Genomic DNA, 15,764 nt, shown 5'->3' on the forward strand with positions numbered 1-15,764 from the left:
TTAAGCTATTAATATTAGATGGATTTCGTAAGATGATCGATTTTTCAAAGTTAAACACCCGCGCCCTCTTACAGGCTTATGCCAATGGCGATACCACGCCTTCCGAATATATGCGCTGGCTGATTGAGCGGGTTGAAAAAATAGAGCCACAGGTTTGCGCACTTTATGCTTATAAGCCTGAACAAGCCATGCAACAGGCGGAAGCGTCGACTCTGCGTTGGCTTAAGGGGGAAACGCTTGGTCCGCTCGACGGCGTACCTGTTACCGTGAAAGAGTTGATTGCCACCCAAGGCGATCCAATCCCGATGGGGACGGCAGCATCAGATAAAGCCCCAGCAAGCGAAGACGCCCCAATCGCAGCACGTCTAAAAGAAGACGGTGCGATTATCTTTGCCAAGACCACTTGCCCGGACTACGGCATGTTATCGTCTGGCTTGTCAACCTTTCACCATCTGAGCCGTAATCCGTGGGACTTAACTCAAAACCCAGGAGGCTCTTCGGCCGGGGCCGCATCGGCGGGAGCAGCAGGTTTCGGGCCATTGCATATTGGGACCGATATCGGTGGTTCAGTTCGCCTTCCTGCTGGCTGGACCGGACTGTTTGGCTTTAAGCCAAGCCTTGGGCGAATTCCAATTTATCCCTATTATACGGGGCGTTCAGCAGGCCCAATGACCAAAACAGTTGATGATGCGGTGATGGTCATGCCAACTTTAGCAAAACCAGATTGGCGAGATGCCACTTCGCTTAAGTTCGAAGCGTTGGATTGGAATGTTCCGCCTGCAGACGTTCGCGGGATGAAAATCGGTTTGCTCTTAGATGCGGGGTGCGGCATTGAAGCGGAGCCAGAAGTGAAAGCCGCAGTGCTTGAAGCGGCTCAACGATTTGCCAGCGAGGGTGCCGAAATCGTTGAAATAGATCCGGTTCTAAAAAGGGAATGGCTAGATGGCTTAGACGTATTTTGGCGCAGCCGTTTCTGGGGAAGCATGCTAGAACTGAGCCATGAGAAGCGCCAATCGATACTTCCTTATATTTATGAATGGGCAAAAACGGGGGCAGACGCCAGTCCGCTGGATGTAGTGAAAGGCTTCGATGCTACTTTGGCAATGCGAGACCGCTGTGCGGAGGTCTTCACCGAAGTTGACGCAGTGCTTTCTCCGGTGAATCCCAATGTTTCTTATCCGGCAGAATGGGCGTCACCAACCAACGATCCTCAGCAACCGTTTGAGCATATCGCGTTTACCGTGCCATGGAATATGGGAGAGCAACCCGCCGCCTCGATCAATTGTGGTTTCTCTAACAGTGGGATGCCGATTGGCTTACAGATTGTGGCCCCACGGTTTGAAGACCTAAAAGTAATTGCATTGGCGAAGGCCTACGAAAATTGGCGTGGGCCAATAAGCAATTGGCCTGAGCTCTAATCAAACACTTTCGATCGTATCCACGTACGGTTCCCAGAATAAGGGGCGGGAATGGTGTTGTGGCTTGAAATGGTGATATTCCTAAGTGGACCACTTTTAGTCAGCGCATAGCATTGGCTCTGGTTTTGACGTGCTTCGCACAGAGAAACAAGGATAAGCGTCGCTAAAGCCAGTTTCTGCAAGCGTGGTTGGATACTTCTTGTATAATTTTTACGCAGTATCCTCTGTTTCGCGAAAAAAGCTATGTTATCCTCGTAAAGGCCTTAGCTGCTCAATAGAAAACAGGAGGTGAACAGAATGGCGATTAAGTTCAGTGATATCTTGGATTTGTTTGAGTTGGTCAACTTTGGCTCGCCATTCGAACATCAAGGATATATTTGCAAAGTATCTGGTAAAAGCTATTTTTACTCTGAATTTGGCGATAACGAAGAGGCGTTGCCCGATGATATTGATGATGAGAAATATCTAGCGATTCCTGATAAGAATGACCTAGCTTTAGGTACCGAGCTGGTTTTTGACTTTGTGCAGCAATACTTGCCGTCAGAGTATGACCGTGTCCGTTCGATTTTTCGACATAAAGGCGCCTATTCAAGGTTCAAAGCATTGCTGGAACACGCCGAAAAAATTGAAGCATGGTATCAATTTGAAGCAGAGCATACTGAACTAGCATTACGGGAATGGTGCACTGCACAAGATATTGAAATTATCGGCTAGCAGTTTTTATCATGGATGCCCATACTTCGTTCGTTAGTGGTAGCTATGATAAAAATATTATTCTTTTCTTAGTTATTTTTTATTTGGTTATTATGGTACTAGGCCAAGCTTAATTAATGGTCTAAATGAAGTTGGCCATATAGGTATAAATTATGAAAGCGGTCTTTATTATGAAGCCCATCCTCCTTGCAAAAGTGCCTTTGTTGGTCGATTTTGAGATCAAATTAGTCGTTTAGTTGTCTCAACAAAGAGTGGGTACAAATTTTTATTGGAAAATGAGGAACTAGTAAGTCGCTTGTCTAAAAATCCTAATTATGTAGTTTGGGTTGTTAGGGAGAGTGGAATTAATGACGGTAGTTTTGAGTCTTTCTTTGATTTATGTTTGGCTGACTGATTTTGCACTCGATATTTCTAAAGTTCCATACCCTAGCGTGGCGGTTGGCCTACCTGATTTTATTGGTTACTGCAAAAAATAGATGTGAGGATATAAAATTATTACAGAATTTGATGAGTCTGAACATTAGGTAGGGAATAATTATATAATTTCTATTATAGAAAATAAATATTCTCGTGAAGTTCCTGAACGTTTAGAGTCTGTCACAACTGAATATGGTGCTTGTGCATTAAGGGATGGTGGTACACCTGCATGTAGAATTGAGTTACGGAGGTATCTTGGTGTTGTTTAAAAGGGGCGACCTTAACAGTTACTACTAGTAAATTTCGACGAATTCTTTACTGCAGGTTAAGCTTATTTTCTGTGTTGGGTTTGTTACAAGATCTTACTTTAATATTTCTGCATTGAAGTAGTTATTTATTAAGCCTTTAACTTCAGACGCTTTGCCTTCTTTCCAAGTGAGCGAGCGTTCTTCTACATATATGAGTGAGTCAAGATCCACTCCTGCTGCTTCATAATAAGAAATGAAATCTTCAAGTACTGATTTTTCAGCAAATATGAAACTAGGAGTATTAGCTTTTTCTCTTTCGTTGAATACTTTTAAGACTAGTTCGGTTGCTATATCTTGATCTTCATAGCTGTATGTTATGGTACCAGATTGATCGACTTCAAACGAAATTCCCTCTTCTTCAAAAAGAAGTTGTAGCTGCATTGCTTCATCTCCGCTGAGCTTTATGCTCGGTCTAGATTCTTCATTGCAAGATACTAACAAAAGTAACGACAGTAAAAAGAATGATTTCAATGGTAAAGTGAAGTCCTTAAAATACCGCATAATAACTGCGACTTTATGTTGAATTGTGCCAGTGTAACACTTCAAGTAGCTGCCGACCATATTATGAAGGTTAAGTTGGGACTTGCCCTAACTAGTATTATATCGTTGTTTATTTTGTGCTGGAACACGCCGAAAAAATTGAAGCATGGTATCAATTTGAAGCAGAGCATACTGAATTAGCCTTGCGGAAATGGTGCGCCGCGCAAGATATTGAAATTATCGGCTAGCAGTTTTTCTAATGCAGTATCATGGCCCCAAAATTAGCTAATACGTGGGATTAGGGGATGATTTTAGATACTGGGTGTTATTTTTTACTGGCGATTCACCCGCTGACTCGTTAAATCAATGGGAAAACCCATTGTACGGTTCTGAATAAAATTACAATTTCGAATCGACAACGATGAATCATTTCCATACTGTAAATGTAACTACAGAATTAATTTATATTTATACGGCAGTCTCTGAACCAGCATCGGTGTTGCTCTTTTTGTTTTGGGTTGATGGGGATAGTTTTAAAAGATACACTGGCTCAGATTCCAATTCGCAGCGATGCTTCATACAAGCGTCTAGAGTGGATGGATTGGCGAGGCAAACTATTTCGCTGATAAGGGCTGGCAATACCTCAATTTTTAACCACAGGTCGGAGAATAACAATTGCGTAAATTTGTGGCGTTTCTTTCAGATAAAAATAAAGACCTTTTTAGTGAGCAATTGTTACTTGCACATATCAAGCATTTACAGCAACTTGATGCATCAGGCAAGCTTCATTTATGCGGACCTTTTACCGACAATGATTCAGCCATTCAAATTTTAATGGTGCAGAACATTGAAGAGGCAACGGCGCTTGTAAATCAAGATCCATTTGTACATTACGGGTATTATAAAACGGTCGAAATTAAGGAATTGATTGAAGCAAATGCGGATAACAATTGGCTTACGAGTCATCCACAGACAGAAGAAAAACGAAATTAATGCGCTTGTATGATTGTTTGGCTTAAGCTCTCAAGTCAAAATTTAATCATTAAATTCTGGTTTTCAAATGCGTATCTCGACTGCATTTGAATACTTTTTTCAGTGAGGTGCAAGATTCCGGTGCCATGCGCCCACGGCTAAACGCGATAATGACTCGCGTCAGAGGACTGGGGGAACGCTTAATTTAGTGATCAGCGTAACCCCAAAATATGCAGAAAAGCAGCGCCTTAGGCGGCTTTTATCGATTTGGTTTTTGCCTTCGATTTGGCCTTCGACTTACGCTTGTTACTTTGGCCTTGTTGTTCGGCAAGCACCAGTTCAATCTTACGTTGCTCCATGTCGACTCGAGCTATTTTCACTTGGATTTGTTGGCCGATGGCATAGCTTTTACGGCTATTCTCTCCGGTTAAACGCTGTTTAGCGGCATCAAAATGATAGAAATCACCTTGTAGCGCAGAAACATGCAGCGCACCTTCGACACCGCTGTCTTGCAGCTCGATATATAAACCAAAGTTGTTCAGGCCACTGATCATACCGGTAAAGCATTCGCCCACACGGTCTTGCATATATTCGCATTTTAACCAGGCATCTACGTCCCAGCTGGCGGCATCGGCACGACGAGCGACTTGCGAGCAATGCTCGGCTAAGATCAACATTTGCTCCGTTTGATAGGGATAGTTGACCTTTGGTGCCGAACTAGGTGCGCCAGCAATACGGCGAACGGGATCTAAGCCTTTACCACTCATGCTTTTTAAGGCGCGGCGTAGTAAACCGCCGCTCTCTTTGGCTCGGATCACCGAGCGGATCGCACGGTGGACCAATAGGTCGGGATAGCGACGAATGGGCGACGTAAAGTGCGCATAGGCGTCAAAGTTTAGGCCAAAGTGACCTTGGTTTTCGGGGCTATATATTGCCTGACTCATTGAACGTAGCAGAATGGTTTGGATCACTTGCGCATCGGCGCGCTCACTGGTGCTGTTTAGTAAGCGATTATAATCTGCAGGGGTGGGGGCTTCGCCACCGCCCAATTGTAACCCCTGTTCGCCAAGAAAAGCCCGCAAGCTGGTGAGTTTCTTCTCTTTAGGGCCTTGGTGAACCCGGTATAAGGCTGGCAGTTTGAGTTGCTCTAGGAAGCGAGCAGTGGCGACGTTGGCGCACAGCATACATTCTTCAATTATTTTGTGAGCGTCGTTGCGAACCACCGGTACGATCTGTTCTATTTTTCGTTGCTCATCAAATTTGAAGCTGGTTTCCTGGGTTTCAAAGTCAATGGCACCGCGCTCATTTCGAGCCTCACGTAGTACTGCGTACAAGCTGTGTAAGTCGTGTAGCTGTGGCAGTATCGCTCGATAGTGCTCGCTTAAACGGATACCTTTGCGGCTGTCACTGCGTTCTAAGATACAAGCCACTTGGCTATAAGTGAGCCGAGCGTGAGAGTGGATCACCGCTTCAAAAAATTGATAGTTAGCTAGTTGGCCAGTGGCGTCAATATTCATCTCACAAACCATGACGAGGCGATCCACATGCGGATTTAATGAGCACAGACCGTTGGAGATGGCTTCTGGCAACATCGGAACCACATGCCCCGGAAAATACACTGAGGTGCCGCGTTTTTGTGCTTCTTCGTCTAAGGGGCTGTTTGGGTGGATGTAATGCGATACATCGGCAATGGCCACTAATAAACGCCAGCTACCTTCGGCTGCGGGTTCGCAAAATACGGCGTCATCAAAGTCTTTGGCGTCTTCCCCATCAATGGTTACAAAGGGGGTGGTACGCAGATCGACACGATGGCGCTTGTCTTGTTCGCTCACTTCACTGGCCATTTGTTTTGCTTGCTCTAGCGCCACTTTTGGCCAGATATGCGGGATCTCATGGCTACGGATCGCCACGTTAATTTCCATACCGGGTGCCATAGGGTCACCGATTACTTCGGTAATTTTTGCCATGGCGTTATTACGCTTGTAGGGATAGCTAATAAGCTCGGCCATCACATATTGACCCAGCTTCGCACCGGCGAGTTGAGCAACAGGCACTTCAATACGGTGGGTGATCCGCTGGTTTTCTGGTTCAACATAGTGTTGGCCATCTTGCGATTTTAAACAGCCGATAATGCGGTGCGTATTTTGCTCGAGGATTTTGATGATGCGAGCTTCTTCGCGACCTCGGTTATTAAAGCCATTGGGTAAAGCTTGCACTACATCGCCATCAAATACCTTGGCCATTTGGCTACTATGCAGCACAAAATCAGTGTCGCGCCCAGGGCATTTTAGAAAGCCAAAGCCTTCTCTATGACCAATCACCGTACCGGTGACGAGTTCGCTGTCGTCCACCGGCCAATAGGCTCGGCGACGATCACTGTGAAGCTGCCCATCACGACTCATAGCGATTAAGCGACGGCGCAGTGCTTCTAAGTCATCGTCGGTACTGAGCCCTAATGCACTGGCGATTTTTTCGCGAGTGAGGGCTTCACCGTGTTGGTCGAGTAGGGCGATGATCGCTTCGCGATCAGGGATTGGATTCGCATATTGCTGCGCTGATTTGCTAGTTGCTGAGTTTGAGTCTTGACTCATCGTTATTGCTCTCTTTAATTCGGGGCCAATAACCTTGCACTAGATGAAATGTTCTGTTGATGCAGTTCAGATATAACTCTCAAGGTTGTTAGGCTAAATGCGCTCGCGTTGCGAGTCGCTCAAATGGTCTCTTGCGGCTGTTACGCCGAGTAAAATTAGGCTGGCGAGCAAGAGTGGTTGCGCATTGACTTATAAGTGGTTTGTATGACGTTTTGGTGACAAACCATGTTGCAGAGTCGATGCTCTCAATTGGAAAAACAAGCTGGAATTTAAAACGACGGAACGAAGGTTAAATGAAGGCAACCAAAGCAGAGTTCAAAAAATAGACTGATTTTCTAATGTTTGCCACTGTATACACTTGTAGAAAATTGTCAACCTATTGTTTCGCTTTGCGGCTTTCAAACCTCAAGCCAGCCTGTGTTCACAAATCGAACACTTGCTTGTGGCACTTAAAAATTAGTGACGTTATTGTCACCAGCGCTAACAGTTCAATAAAAAATATAAATAATACATCCGGGAATTTTATGAAAAAAATATTAATCAGCTTGTCGCTGCTGCACTTTGGTGCTCAGGCGATGCCATTTACCGATCATGTGCTAAATGACCACTATAATGGTCAGGCCAATGGGATCCCCACCGCGAACGATCATAACGATGGTGTGCCAGATCTATTTGATGCCGCAAATGTATTGCTGGGTACCTCTTATACCAGTAATGCCGACCTCGACGCACGCTTTGTTGCCGATGATCAAGTGTTTATTGGTCAGGGGCAGCATAACATTGCCTTAATCGGCTTAACGGCAGGGAACTACAATACTCTGGGGGTTTATACCGACAAGGGAAAAGGCCAAGATAAGCTCGCCTTATTGCCTTCCGATCCTCAGTTTGGTTTTACTGGTGATGGCTCTTCACTCAATCCTTTTAGCGGTGCAGCGTTTGATCTGGTCGGCGAGTTTGCGTGGTATTTAGAGCAAGGTGGGCCCTATAACCAAACCACTTACTATTCAGAAAATCAGCTCAATGGCGGTTGGGATCATATGATGACCTTTGCCATGCCGGAGCTTAACGGCATCACTAAATTCTTGGAAATTGGTGGCCAAGTGCTGGAATACAGTTTTAGCAATGCTTTTTTGATTGGTTGGGAAGACCTTCCCTATGAGTTTCAATCAGCTGGCGTATTAGGCGATGATGACTATGACGATATGATGTACTTAGTCGACTTCAAACCTGCCAGCACGGTACCCGAGCCTACCAGTGCTTGGTTAATGGCGGCGGGCCTCATCGGCCTTGGCTTTACTCGGCGTCCAGCGAAAAGCTAGCTAAACGCCTAAGTGGTTGCCTACCGTCATTCACTCTGTTAGCTAGCGGGTAGGCAGCTTCACTTTATTCGTTGCTAAATAATTCACGATGAGCAAAGCTTACTAAAGCGAGGATCAGCGCGTGAGTATAATTACCTTGGCGGGTCGCTAATCCGTTGGTGAGCAGGCCAATTGCCCCTCCTTTTTGCTTAATGTTGGTGGTATTAAAAAGCTTGTCCATCAACGGGCCGAGTTCGTCACCTTGAGCAAGAGCTTGATAAACCGACGCAGGCAAGGGCATATTGGCCCCACGTCCCACCGACATCTGTTGTCGATCGGCAATCACCGCATAAGCAAAGGTAGCTGGACCATCTTCAAACAAATCGACACCGCCCTCGATGGCCGCATAAAAATCAGCATCTTGTTGTTGCTGACAATAGCGAAGTCGGTTCACTGCTCCATCGCGAGTCTCCTGGCTGGTCATGGGCTGTTCTGCAACCAGAGAAGGGGCATGCATGCCCTGGCAATCAATCTGCTGCTCCGGGTAATAAAGCGCTAAGGCCTCTTTAACGGCAGCAATTTTTACCGGATTAAGTGAGCCTACAATCACTTTAAGTGTTTTATTCGCCATCTATGATTCCTTGGTAGGGTTTATAGGGTGATGCTAACACAGCTTGCTTCGGCTGCGGAATGACTGTTTGGTGATGAGATAGCGGCTTGATACGATGAAAACCGTATTGGTGAGATCACTGCTTGGGGGGATCGATCAACAAGTTTTAAGGCTGGTATAAAACGGAAGTAGAAAATACGGCAAGAAATTTAAGTGACTAAAGCTCTTGCGGGTTAAGCGGCTTTATTATCTTTTCCTGCTTCGTTCGGTGGTGAGCAATTTAGAATAACAGGGCTTATATCTATAAACAGGAAATGGAAATGCTTACAGGGCGAAGAGTAACGAGGCATTCGCGGTCGCAGAGCAGGGGGGCGCAAACATCCCGCTCAGACAGATAAAATGTATCTGCCCCCTTTATTTGAACGTTCTCTGTAGGAAGGTCACCGTTTAATAAAACTTTGATGATTAAACGCTGGCGACTAGCGAATGGCAAGGACACTACGGTGGCGGGGATTAAGCAAACCGGATGCTTTTTATGTAAACAGAGGCTTTGTTATTCGTAGCGTTTTAAGCTAAATGAAGAGATTTTGCTCTAACGATAAAAGACGTTTTTTTAATGACAATCCGCCAGCATAACCTACCAGCGTACCTTGAGAACCAATAATACGGTGACAAGGAATGATAATCGCCAAACTATTTGCGCCATTTGCATTACCGACAGCTCTCACTGCCGCTTCATTTCCAATTGAACGAGCTAAATCTTGATAAGTGGCGGTGTGACCGTATTCCACCTTTTCTAATGCGCCCCATACCGACTTTTGAAAATCTGTACCTATCAGCAATAGGGGAATATCAAAAACGCGACGTTCACCAAGAAAGTATTGTTCAAGCTGAGTCTTGGTTGATTCCAAAATATCGTCGTTTTGTTCTGTAAATGATGCATTCAGACCAAGCTGAATGCGTTTATCAACAGACGCTCTCATTTTGCGATATCGAAAGTCGCACAAACAAAGCTGACCTTGATACGAACCGAGAAGAAACTCCGCATAAGGATGTTTGAAATACTGAATATTGATCTGTTGCACGGTGTCTGCCCCTTAAACAAAATGCTATAGCTAAAGTCACATCGACAGCTGTTTTTCTTGAGAAAATAAAGACTGCCAGTTTCCTGTTTCTGTTATCTCAAGTAATTGGTGTTGTAGTCTTTTATGCATAGCTTGATGGGCAAAGTTACCCATGCTTATACGTTTCACTCCTAAACTTGCTAATACCTCGAAGTCAGGTAATTCAGGTATTGTCATTACATTGATCGGGAGTGACGCAGCTTTGACGATTGTTTTGATATCATCAATTTGGCTCAGGCAAGGAAAGAATAGTCCATGAATTCCAGTCCTTTGATAAGATGCTATTCGTTTTACTGCTTCTGCAACGGCATTATCTATACCTAGTAAAAAGACATCACATCGTACATTAATAAATACATCTATCTCACGTTGCTGTAATTGATAACAAATAGCAGCGAGTAGCTTGGTAAATTCACTGGTATCAACCAAGGTTCTGTCTGAGCCGACTCGACTGTCTTCAATATTGATACCGACAACACCAAGCTCAAGCAATTGCTGAATATTGTCGACAATGATTTTAGGATCTCGACTAAATCCCGCTTCAATATCCACTGTTAACGGAAGACAACTCGCTGCTTTAATACGCGAGACAATGTATCGTAATTCTTTAAAAGGAATTTCTTCACCATCTTCGTAGCCCAGCAGGCCGGCGATAGCGGCACTGGACGTTCCCAAAGCTTGATATCCTGCATTTTGTGCACATTTTGCGCTGATTGCATCCCACACATTTGCGATTAAAAGTGGCTGCGCTTGTTGGTGCAGAAGTTTAAATTCTTGCATCTTACATATCCTCTATTGGTGGTCGCTATCGTGATGCTGTTGTAGGTGATTATTCAGAAAAATGAGAATGTGTACCAACAATATGAATCGACTTATAATATAAGTCATGCTTATAATACCTGCTGCCGTTAACCCTGGGTTTATCTGTTTTGTTTAAAAATATCAATCTGTTAGTCACATTTGAATGTGCAGCCAGACATAAAAGCTATAGTTTAGCTTCGACTGAGCTGTGTATTTCTCAAGCGGCTGTTAGCCAACAAATGCGACAACTGGAGCAGGCGCTAGGCGGGCGCATGTTTATCCGTAAACGCAGACAGATGGTGTTAAGTCAACAAGGACAGTTATTATTCGAACATACTCAAAAAGCACTCGGGATTATCAATCAAGGTTTAAGCCAAGTTCGCCAAGAAGTTATCGCTGGTGAACTTACGATTAGCTCAACCCAAGCCTTTACCTCGCTGTGGCTTATGCCACGATTGCAGTGTTTTTCTGAGCAGTATCCAGATATACAAATTCGCGTTGTGTCTTCTCCTCATTTTGAAGACTTGAAACAAGCACATATTGACTTGGCTATACGTTTTGGCAGTAAAGTCGCTGAATATACGCCAGATAGTCTTGCGTGTGATTATTTGGGTCAAACAGATGTATATCCAATATGTTCTGCACAATTAGCGAAAAAACTGCCGTTAAACTCTCCTATCGATCTGCTTTCTACTTGGCTTGTCACTTTGGAAAGCCCAGGCGCTTATGATTGGAAAAGCTGGTTTAATCACATCGGTATTACGGAGTATGAACAGCATAAGCAATGGACGAAGGTAACAAGCACCGATATGGCGTTAAACGCGGTTGTAAATGGTCATGGTGTTACGCTAGCAGTGCCTTATTTATGCCAGCGTCAGCTTGATTCTGGCGAGCTAGTGATTCCTTTTAAACTTGCTCATCCTTACCCAGTGAAGCGCTATATGGTCTATGACCCGCACTCTTCCAAATTAGCTCGTTTAAAAGTATTTATGGCGTGGTTAGCAACCGAGATGCCAACCAGCAATTAAACGAGTTGGGGGCTTAATAGCCACCCAGGTACCCTCAATTTATGAGGCTTTGGCTTTTTTATTGTCATACATCTATAAGCCATCAAACTTCAAAAATTACCAAGCTCCCATCAAAAAGCTTTTTTAAGATGGGGCTTAAATCTAGGTTCCATATATAGATGGTATCGATGACTTATTTTTGTCGTCAGGTTGCTCTTGGGCCTGTCAATCTCGTTCAATTTTAAGGGCGTAGCATCCATATGCCGCAAATCTTAGCAGCACAAACTCGACAACAGGATTGGATAAAAAATTATCCAGCACGAGCTGAGCGTTACTTGGGCTAACCAGTTCGGCATCTACAATTTCTTCGCCGCGATTGTAGGCTCTTAGTACAAAGTTTTGCCCCAAGTAGTCGGTATCTTTGCCGCTTGGCAATGGGAGTTGAGTCAGATCTGGTTGTTCATCGCTTGCTTGAGCACGAATAAAAATTGGCCCATATTCTTTGTAGGGACCGGGAGCGCCGAACGGACAATAACTAGCAAGAATAATTTTTTCCCCAGCACGGGCCCTGCGTAAAATATCGCGACATGGCTCACCGCCTTCAGCAATTTTAAATACGACCGCTTGGTTTTGATCGTCGAGCCCTGCATTTCGTGCTTTCAATAAAAAGTCGGGACGTATTGGTGTAATAAGCGCCATAAATTATTCCTTGTAATCAATGTATTGATGAACAGCTTACGAGGAAAAATTAAGTTATACGCTCCGATTCTTGCGCACTTGAAAGCGCAAGAATCGGATGGCTGCGAAATAGACCATGGGATATGATGAGGGCAAACAGCTCCCTTGGATATAGAATCATGGCCGATACAGATGCACGTATAGTGCAGGTTGCTCAGAGAATCGAAACCGATGCCGACGAAGCGCTTAATCTTGAAGAATTGGCTAGGCAAGCAGCGATTAGTCCTTGCTACTTACAACGTAAGTTCAAGGCCATGTTTGGCGTGTCGCCCAAGATTTTTCAGAATGCCATCCGCATCAATCGATTAAAGCAATCACTTAAAAAAGGGGGCGGTATCAGCGATGCGATATTTGAAGCGGGTTTTGGTTCAACCAGCCGAGTCTATGAGCAAGTCAACCGAAAGCTAGGTATGACACCTTCTGCTTATCGTGACGGGGGCAAAAACCTCACCATCTCATTTGCCTTAAGGACCACCGTCTTCGGTCAGTTAATGATGGCCGCCACCGAGCGAGGCGTATGCTTTGTGCACTTAGCCGACGACGCAACGCATCTTCTACAAACACTGCACCGTGAGTTTCCCAATGCGCAGCTGGTAGCAAGCCCTGAAGATATGTCTCATGAGTTGGACTTGTGGATTGAAGCCCTGGAGAGTCACCTTGCCGGCAAAGGACCAAAGCCCGACTTACCGCTACACCTGCGCGGTACCGCATTTCAAATAAGCGTCTGGAAATTTTTAATGAGTGTCGAAGACGGACAACAGGTATCGTATAAACAAGTCGCGGAAGGTATCAATGCACCAAAATCGTTTCGTGCGGTGGCTAACGCCTGTGGTGCTAACAATATTGCAATATTGATCCCCTGTCACCGAGTACTACGCGGAGATGGTCAGCTCGGAGGCTATCGTTGGGGGGGACAGCGCAAAGCAAAACTACTCTCTATGGAAGCTGATCGTAAAAGATGATTTTATTTAAGTGATTGCTTTTAAATATAAAATTGTTGATTATTCTAGCCGCTCAGACAGTGACCCCTTTTATTTCTGATCCGCATTTAGGGGGCTAGCTCCCTTTGGCAACCCAATTATGGCTTGATGATTTTACGCATGTTGTGACTAACCATTTGATAACCGATGCTATTGTATAAATATTGGGCACCAGTGTTTTGATTAAAAACATGCAGCCCTATGCTCGTGACTCCCTGCTCTGCGACGACTTTTTCAATTAAATGAAGTGCAGATTTTGCGTAACCTTTTCTACGATAATTTTCATATATACCAACGTCATATATAAAAGCAGATTTGCTACTCGCTTGATCTTCAACTTTAACCCAAATATAGCCAGCATGATCACCACTTGTGTTTTCTATCACATCAAATAAGTAATTATTTTTGCTCTTTAATCCCTCGGGTAAAAGATTAAAACACTCGTTTTTAGACCTCTCTAATGCTCCTGATTTATCCCAACGGCCAGATTGAACATTTTCATTTGCATAAGCAGGGATCATTATATTTTGATACTTCGAGAATGACTCATCATTCATCGGTTTTAATGAAATTTTCATACGATTGTAAACTCTTGATTGGGGCACACTAGGCCAAGTTATGGGGCTACGTTGAGCGTTAGCGGAAAATTCGCCTGAATGAGTAAGGATAAATGCGCTGAAAGCCCACTATAGGGGCTGACTATCCAGTAACTATCTGATGATTAAACGCTAAGGTCTAGTGAAAGGCAAGGGCATGAGCGTGAGGAAATTTCTGAAAGAAGCCAGACACCTTTTTACTTAAAGAGAGGGTGAGCTGAACAAAAAATAAAAAAAATAACAAAAAAATAACAAGACAGCCATCCCAACTAGCCAAATGATGATAATAATCTAAAATATCAATAGTTGGTTTTAGGGAGTTATTGCCATGCCTCGGTCCAGACAGTCGCAAGTGAGCTTATTGGATACACCTTATTATCACTGTGTTTCCCGCTGTGTTCGGCGGGCTTTTTTGTGCGGTAAAGACCAACACACAGGTAAAAGCTATGAGCACCGCCGCCAGTGGGTGGAAGATTATTTGCTGCAACTTACTGCGGTTTTTGCCATTGATGTCTGTGCCTATGCTGTCATGAGTAATCATACCCATATGGTATTGCACATTGATAAGGCTAAAGCCGAAGCCTGGTCCATGGATGAAGTGTTAGAACGCTGGCATATTCTGCATCAGGGCACCTTACTGACTCAAATGTATCTCAATTCTGAGTTACGTCCAAAGTTAAGTGAGGTGCAATTACAGGCCATTCACGCCACAGCTGAAGTCTATCGGACTCGCCTTTTTGATTTAAGCTGGTTTATGCGCCATTTGAATGAATACATTGCTCGAGCTGCCAATAAAGAAGACCAATGTACCGGTCGTTTTTGGGAGGGGCGTTTTAAATCTCAAGCGCTTTTAGATGAAGCAGCCCTCGCAGCTTGTATGGCCTATGTGGATTTAAACCCGGTTCGCTCAAATATAGCGAGCACGCCTGAAACCTCAGACCACACCAGTATCAAACAGCGCATTCAGCAAGCCAAACAAGGTCAGCAACCCAAGCCGCTAATGCCTTTTGTCGGTAACCCCAGAGAAACCATGCCTAAAGGTTTACCCTTTGAGCTACAAGACTACCTGCAACTGGTGGAGCTCACCGGCCGCGTTATCAGAGAAGATAAACGTGGGTATATCGATGATGCACAAGCGCCCATTTTACAGCGCTTACAAATCGATGAAGAAAGCTGGTTAGCCTTGAGCACGGGTTTAGAGCATCACTTCGCCAGTGTGGTGGGAGCGGGTCACTCGCTAGAGCGCTACAAGCGTGAGCACAATCAACTTCGCATCAAAGGCATGGCAGCGGTTAAACGCTGGCTTGATGCTGGGTAAGTAATTTATTTATAGTCTGATTTTTTGTCGACTGAGTAGGTATTTAGCATATCTCGAATCACTATGTCTTTCGCCCTCGTGAATCGCTTCGCATTGACTAAAGCCCCAATATTTAGCGTTTTCAAGAACAAGTTGGCTCTTCAAAATTGATTTGAGTTGATGACATCGACGGATGCTCATTGGATAGTTAGAATGGCTGTCTAATTAGTTATTTTTCGCCCTCATGAATCGCTTCGCATTGACTAAAGCTTTGATTAACGCCCCAGTATGTAAGGTTTTTAAGAACAAGTTAGCTCTTCAAAGTTGATTTGAGTTGATGACATCGACAGATGCTCATTGGATAGTTAGTATGGCTGTCTAATTAGTTTATTGGATAGTTAGAATGGCTGTCT

Annotated in this window: 15 protein-coding genes; 8 read left to right on the plus strand and 7 right to left on the minus strand. The window is 44.4% G+C overall.

The window, feature by feature from the left end; genetic code table 11:
• Window positions 1–32 precede the first annotated feature (32 nt).
• The 3 genes from ACRRSX_RS05450 (at window position 33) to ACRRSX_RS05460 (ending at window position 2,608) form a co-directional block, all read left to right on the plus strand.
• Window positions 33–1,418 carry an amidase gene (locus ACRRSX_RS05450; RefSeq protein ID WP_432454212.1) on the plus strand — a complete coding sequence of 462 codons (1,386 nt, stop codon included), beginning with the start codon at window positions 33–35 and terminating at the stop codon, window positions 1,416–1,418.
• 297 nt (window positions 1,419–1,715) lie between these two features.
• Window positions 1,716–2,132: a UPF0158 family protein gene (locus ACRRSX_RS05455; protein ID WP_432454211.1), complete on the plus strand. Its 417-nt coding sequence runs from the start codon at window positions 1,716–1,718 to the stop codon at window positions 2,130–2,132.
• 347 nt (window positions 2,133–2,479) lie between these two features.
• The gene (locus ACRRSX_RS05460) at window positions 2,480–2,608 is read left to right on the plus strand and encodes a hypothetical protein (protein ID WP_432454210.1); all 129 of its coding nucleotides are present in this window, start codon (window positions 2,480–2,482) and stop codon (window positions 2,606–2,608) included.
• A gap of 303 nt (window positions 2,609–2,911) precedes the next feature.
• On the opposite strand, the gene ACRRSX_RS05465 is transcribed toward ACRRSX_RS05460, so the two are convergent.
• Entirely contained in the window at window positions 2,912–3,238 is a 327-nt protein-coding gene (locus ACRRSX_RS05465) for a hypothetical protein (protein WP_432454209.1), read from the minus strand.
• A gap of 774 nt (window positions 3,239–4,012) precedes the next feature.
• Here ACRRSX_RS05465 and ACRRSX_RS05470 point away from each other — a divergent pair.
• On the plus strand, window positions 4,013–4,330 hold the full coding sequence (locus ACRRSX_RS05470; protein WP_432454208.1) for a YciI family protein: 318 nt from the start codon (window positions 4,013–4,015) through the stop codon (window positions 4,328–4,330).
• Between the two features lie 227 nt (window positions 4,331–4,557).
• Here the strand turns inward: ACRRSX_RS05470 and rnr are convergent, their stop codons facing one another.
• Complete coding sequence (gene rnr, locus ACRRSX_RS05475; RefSeq protein WP_432454207.1) at window positions 4,558–6,900, minus strand: ribonuclease R; 2,343 nt, start codon at window positions 6,898–6,900, stop codon at window positions 4,558–4,560.
• A gap of 524 nt (window positions 6,901–7,424) precedes the next feature.
• Here rnr and ACRRSX_RS05480 point away from each other — a divergent pair.
• The gene (locus tag ACRRSX_RS05480; protein WP_432454206.1) at window positions 7,425–8,219 is read left to right on the plus strand and encodes a PEP-CTERM sorting domain-containing protein; all 795 of its coding nucleotides are present in this window, start codon (window positions 7,425–7,427) and stop codon (window positions 8,217–8,219) included.
• Window positions 8,220–8,283: 64 nt separating this feature from the next.
• Here ACRRSX_RS05480 and yjjX read toward each other — a convergent pair whose 3' ends face one another.
• The 3 genes from yjjX to ACRRSX_RS05495 all read right to left on the minus strand — a co-directional run bounded on the left by yjjX (window position 8,284) and on the right by ACRRSX_RS05495 (window position 10,712).
• A complete protein-coding gene (gene yjjX / locus ACRRSX_RS05485) occupies window positions 8,284–8,829 on the minus strand; it encodes an inosine/xanthosine triphosphatase (RefSeq protein WP_432454205.1) in 546 nt (181 codons plus the stop codon).
• Between the two features lie 551 nt (window positions 8,830–9,380).
• On the minus strand, window positions 9,381–9,893 hold the full coding sequence (locus tag ACRRSX_RS05490) for a methylated-DNA--[protein]-cysteine S-methyltransferase (protein WP_432454204.1): 513 nt from the start codon (window positions 9,891–9,893) through the stop codon (window positions 9,381–9,383).
• Between the two features lie 36 nt (window positions 9,894–9,929).
• Window positions 9,930–10,712, minus strand: coding sequence for an isocitrate lyase/PEP mutase family protein (locus ACRRSX_RS05495; RefSeq protein ID WP_432454203.1), 783 nt, complete (start codon window positions 10,710–10,712; stop codon window positions 9,930–9,932).
• A gap of 149 nt (window positions 10,713–10,861) precedes the next feature.
• Here ACRRSX_RS05495 and ACRRSX_RS05500 point away from each other — a divergent pair, with 149 nt between their 5' ends.
• Entirely contained in the window at window positions 10,862–11,761 is a 900-nt protein-coding gene (locus ACRRSX_RS05500) for a LysR substrate-binding domain-containing protein (protein WP_432454202.1), read from the plus strand.
• Window positions 11,762–11,965: 204 nt separating this feature from the next.
• Here ACRRSX_RS05500 and ACRRSX_RS05505 read toward each other — a convergent pair whose 3' ends face one another.
• Complete coding sequence (locus tag ACRRSX_RS05505; protein ID WP_432454201.1) at window positions 11,966–12,439, minus strand: DUF1203 domain-containing protein; 474 nt, start codon at window positions 12,437–12,439, stop codon at window positions 11,966–11,968.
• Between the two features lie 158 nt (window positions 12,440–12,597).
• Between ACRRSX_RS05505 and ACRRSX_RS05510 the strand changes: the two genes are divergently transcribed.
• Window positions 12,598–13,440, plus strand: coding sequence for a methylated-DNA--[protein]-cysteine S-methyltransferase (locus ACRRSX_RS05510; RefSeq protein ID WP_432454200.1), 843 nt, complete (start codon window positions 12,598–12,600; stop codon window positions 13,438–13,440).
• Between the two features lie 116 nt (window positions 13,441–13,556).
• Here ACRRSX_RS05510 and ACRRSX_RS05515 read toward each other — a convergent pair whose 3' ends face one another.
• Window positions 13,557–14,036, minus strand: coding sequence for a GNAT family N-acetyltransferase (locus ACRRSX_RS05515; protein ID WP_432454199.1), 480 nt, complete (start codon window positions 14,034–14,036; stop codon window positions 13,557–13,559).
• Between the two features lie 346 nt (window positions 14,037–14,382).
• Between ACRRSX_RS05515 and ACRRSX_RS05520 the strand changes: the two genes are divergently transcribed.
• Window positions 14,383–15,372 (plus strand): transposase, encoded by a 990-nt coding sequence (locus ACRRSX_RS05520; protein WP_432454198.1) that lies wholly within the window; start codon window positions 14,383–14,385, stop codon window positions 15,370–15,372.
• Window positions 15,373–15,764 lie beyond the last annotated feature (392 nt).

The sequence above is a fragment of the Agarivorans sp. QJM3NY_30 genome (assembly GCF_050870855.2).
Lineage (GTDB): Bacteria > Pseudomonadota > Gammaproteobacteria > Enterobacterales > Celerinatantimonadaceae > Agarivorans.